Source organism: Microbacterium sp. (genome assembly GCF_003248605.1).
Classification (GTDB): domain Bacteria; phylum Actinomycetota; class Actinomycetes; order Actinomycetales; family Microbacteriaceae; genus Microbacterium.
This window is the reverse complement of record NZ_QFPF01000169.1, coordinates 1-2,956: the sequence shown is the minus strand read 5'-3', so window position 1 is coordinate 2,956 and position 2,956 is coordinate 1. Positions and strand designations below refer to the sequence as shown.

Here is a 2,956-nt window from a genome sequence, read left to right as displayed (position 1 = left end):
AGCGCTGAGCGCTGCCGACCAGTCCGAGATCGCCGGCGTCGACCAATCGTCCGGGACGATAACGCTTGGTAACGATAGCGATCTCGGTGCGACGCTGGTGACCGGAAACATCATCGCGTCGGGAGTGAGCCCCGCGACACCGGAGGGTTTCGGCAGTCCGAACGTGGGCTTGGTTCAATCGGACGACGGCGCCCTCACCTGGCGGAGCGTGTCGCTTGCCGGGGTAGCGGATTTTCACGACCTGAGTGCCGCGTCTGAGGAATCCGAAACCATATACGGGCTGCAGGGCGAGGCGCTGCGCCGCAGCGACGACGGCGGCCAGACGTGGGTCGACCTTCCCCCCGTGCAGGCCCGCGACATTGTCGTGTCCCCCGGCAGCGGAGGCACGCTAAACGCGACAACGGAAGCGGGGCTGGCGGTGAGTTCTGACGGCGGCGAGAGCTTCGTCACCGACCCCCAGGCGCCCGTGATGTATGTCATCGCCGCCCGGAACGACGGAGGCCTCGTCGGAGTCGACCTCGCTGGCACGGTTCGCTACCAGGACGGACCTTCCGCGGAATGGGTTTCCGGGGGCGCTCTCTCGGGTACGGCGCAGGCGTTCAGCTATCTGGACGAGTTCGGAATGCTTCTCGCGGCCGATGATCGAGGAGTGCTCGCGTCGGAGGATTTCGGTGTGTCATGGGTGACCCTGATCGCGTCGTGAATGCGCGCCTAAGCCGGAGCACCTTTAGCGCACCATTGAACGTTGATAGGGTGAGGAGGACATGATCGCCCCGGTGTCGTCCCGACCCTCGTCAATCTTGTCCGAACGCCTGTTGATAACGAAGATCATTACGAGCGTGGCGCTCGCGTTCTTTCTCATCCTCGGCGCGTGGGTGTCGACTCACTCCGAGCAGGAGGCCGCTGCGCCGGTTCCTGTCGGCGTCGCGCTGATCGATTCACACGTCGAAGCGCCCGCTCCGGCCGTTCAGACGATCGTTAGCACATACTCGGGCACCGATTCCCTATGGGGAATAGCGGTGTGCGCATTTGGAGTGCTGTGCGGGCTTCTTCTCGTGCTGACCTGGATCGTGTCACGCTAGTGCCCCGCGGCGAGTTGTAGCGCAGCGAGGATGTCGGCGGCTTCGCCGGCGGGTGGAGTGGTCGCGGTGAATTGGTGCCCGTCGATGCTGATCGTCACGTCCCGCAGTGGCCGAAGCGCGCGGACGATGCGGCGGACTGTCACGCCTGTGGACGTGTAGAGGTGTCGGCTGATCGCGAGTGCTGCGAACACGATGGTGAGGTGAGCGTGGATCGAGTCCTCGGTGTTGGCGAAGATGGGCCGTGCGCGCAGGTCGGTCTTCGCCATCCGGAATGACGCTTCGACCTGGAACAGGTCGTGGTAGGCCGCGACGACTTCCCCGGCGGATACCGTGATGGTGGAGAGGTTGGTGACGTAGCCCTTGAGCCCGAGGTACTCCCGGGCCTTCTCGACCCGCGCCCAGTTCACCCCTGGTCGCTGCCCGAGCGTGACGAACCGGTCCTTCTTCGCCGGTCTCGTGCCGGCGGCGATCTGCTCGGCGCGTTCGATCTGCTTGTTCAACGTGATGTTGTCGCGAGTCTTGCGTTTATGCGAGTAGTGCCAGACGACCCGCCGGGTCCGTGCGTTCACGCCGGCGCCCATGACCCGGGTGGTGTCGATCGTCTCCCCGTCGATGACGATGTTGCCGACAGTCGCGTAGTGCTCGGCGAGGTCGTAGGGGGCGGAGGAGGTGCGGGAGCCGACGATGAAGGAGAACCCGGCGTCTTCGAGCTTGTTCAGGTTCGACGCCGACAGCATGCCCGCATCGGCGACGACCACGATCTCGGTCGCCGCGTGGCGCTCCCGGAACGCGTTCAGCACGGGCAGCAGGGTGAGCGTCTCACCCTTGTTCCCGGCGAACTCGTGCACCTCCAGCGGGAACCCACCCTGATCCACGAGCAGACCGACGAGGATCTGCGGGTCCACGCGCCGTTCCTTGCTCATCCCCACCTTGCGGAGCTTGTCCTCGCGTTCGGCTTCGAAGTAGAGCGTGGTGACGTCGTAGAGCACGACGGTGAGCGCGCCAGCGCGGGTCGCGTGCGCGTACGCGGCGGTCGCGATCTTGGACCGCCAGTCCTGCTCCACACTGCGCGCGAGCGTCCGCCACACCGTCGACAGAGACGGCGCAGCCGGCACGCCGAGCTCGTCCCACACCCGCAGCGTGTCTGCCTTCGACGTGGGCTCCACGACGCGGGCGAGGACGAGCTTGCGGAACGTGTCACTCCCGACCGTATTGAACCCGAGCCGCGCATATGCGGCCTCAAGCACATCCCACAGCACCCGCGACCGCGACCCCGCCACAGTCGGCGCGGCCGTCGTCGGCGGCGTAGTTCCGAGCCCGTCGAGATCCAGCGCGACGCGCCCCGCCAGCTCCCCGATCCGCTGCTGCGCGATCGCGAGCAGCACCGCGAGCTGCTCCTCGCCGTGGGCGGACCCGACATGCTCCACGATCGTGCGGACCCCACGCGTCTTGGACACGATCTGCACCGCCGTCGCCTTCGACGACGTCACGACTTTCCGCACGTACAGACCCACCGAGGCAGTCTAGAAGCCTCCGGCTAGTGCCCCGCACGGGCACCAGCACCCCCGGAAAATCAAGGCTCAACAGCACTAGAAGCCCGAAATCGGCTCAACGTGACACGATCCAGGGCTGATGGCGACCAATTGGTTCCGTTCGCGGGGGCGCCCAACCCACGCCAACGTCGCGCTCGCGATGACCCGCGTACTCCTCCTCGCGCCGCCCCTGCCTCGCAAGGTAGCACTTTCACTTACGCAATTGAGCATTTCTCGAACCTGATACTCGCTGCGCCGTCTTGGTGATGGCGTCTCGCTCCGGCCGTCCGCCGGAGGCATCCGTTTCTATGCCGTTCGCGTGTTGAGTGTGTGGAGTTGCTT

General features: G+C 65.8%; 3 protein-coding genes. 2 read left to right on the top strand and 1 reads right to left on the bottom strand.

Annotation, left to right across the window (positions count from 1 at the left end):
* Nucleotides 1–703: hypothetical protein (locus tag DI573_RS14565; protein WP_292815838.1), on the top strand; the 703-nt coding region annotated here is incomplete at its 5' end.
* A gap of 61 nt (nucleotides 704–764) precedes the next feature.
* Nucleotides 765–1,082, top strand: coding sequence for a hypothetical protein (locus tag DI573_RS14560; RefSeq protein WP_292815835.1), 318 nt, complete (start codon nucleotides 765–767; stop codon nucleotides 1,080–1,082).
* Here DI573_RS14560 and DI573_RS14555 read toward each other — a convergent pair.
* Nucleotides 1,079–2,590, bottom strand: a complete 1,512-nt coding sequence (locus DI573_RS14555) for an IS1634 family transposase (RefSeq protein ID WP_292815840.1) — start codon at nucleotides 2,588–2,590, stop codon at nucleotides 1,079–1,081. The genes DI573_RS14560 and DI573_RS14555 overlap by 4 nt on opposite strands.
* Nucleotides 2,591–2,956: the final 366 nt, after the last annotated feature.